Source organism: Mycobacterium sp., from assembly GCF_008709575.1.
In the GTDB taxonomy this organism is placed as follows: Bacteria; Actinomycetota; Actinomycetes; order Mycobacteriales; family Mycobacteriaceae; genus Mycobacterium.
The window spans coordinates 1-1,104 of record NZ_VYIK01000181.1; the positions used below are offsets into that span (position 1 = coordinate 1).

2 protein-coding genes are annotated in these 1,104 nt (G+C 63.0%); both read right to left on the reverse strand.

The window, feature by feature from the left end:
• Positions 1-182: 182 nt before the first annotated feature.
• Positions 183-620, reverse strand: coding sequence for a PIN domain-containing protein (locus F6Q13_RS20350; protein ID WP_367141360.1), 438 nt, complete (start codon positions 618-620; stop codon positions 183-185).
• Entirely contained in the window at positions 617-745 is a 129-nt protein-coding gene (locus F6Q13_RS20355) for a hypothetical protein (protein WP_367141361.1), read from the reverse strand. Before F6Q13_RS20355 ends, F6Q13_RS20350 begins: the two co-directional genes overlap by 4 nt.
• Between the last annotated feature and the right edge of the window lie 359 nt (positions 746-1,104).

Below are 1,104 nucleotides of genomic sequence, written 5' to 3' on the forward strand. Positions count from 1 at the left end.
CGTAGCCGCACCCGGGCGGCTCGCCAAGCCCACCGTCGGTTCTCAGGAATCACTCGAACCCGCTGCTTTAGCGAGCGGGTATATTAATGGCGTCTCATACAGGTGTGATTGCTCTGCCGGATTGTGGCAGCGAGATCGACATGGCGGCACTATCCGGGAATTTCAGTCTCGCGATGCGGGGGCTATTCGTCGCCGGCAGCAGTCACGAACTCAAGCCCGGGTGCTCCATCAAATATCCCGTCATGGGAGACCAGCGGCACGCCGAGGCGCATCGCGGCGGCCGCTATCCATCGGTCTCCGTCATGGAGCTTGCCGGCGAGCGCATGGCCGATCTGTGCGCAATGCGCACGCAACGTGGCGCACGTGGTGATCATCTCATTATCAGGCTGGACGACGGTCAGTTCAGCGATGCGGCGTTCGAGTCGTCGGCGCCGCAGTTGGCCCCACCCGGCGCGCAGAACTCCGTAGCGGAGTTCCATCACGGTTTGGAACGCGAGCAGGACGGGCTTTGGGCCTATCAGCATGCGGTAGTGCTCAGCGAGCCGATTGGGGCGGTCGTCAAACAGCCAGCTGATGACCATCGTGTCCACGACGACACCCGATGGCTGAGCGTTGGTCATGCGTCCGCTAGTGCAGCCTGAAAGGCGGCCCACTCCTCCTCGGGCACATCCTCGATGACGAGGCGATCGCGGGGAGGCAGTGGCCGAGCGCGTCTGATCGCCTCGTCGGGCGTGTAGGTTCGCACGACTGGCTCCTCGGGCTGCTCGACACTGGACACGATGCCAAGCCTACCGTCGCGTGCTGACGTCCGGCGCCTCATCCGATCTGCGATCCACTGCGGGTTCGCCACCGGTGAACGACCACAGGGTAGGGGGTAGATTTCCGATTTGGCACCAAGATCTGCCGAGTGTTTTCCCTATGTTCGGCAGTTGTGGAATCGGTTGCCCGCGAACGGATTTGCCGCATGCGTGACAACATCTGGCCAGAGCTCCGCATTAGCCCAGGAGGGTTGTCAGGTCGGTGATCAGGGTGGGGTCGAGCAGGGTGTTGAGGGTGTCGGGGGCTATGGCTGGGGTGGGTGTGAGGTCGGGGATGTGGAGGTCT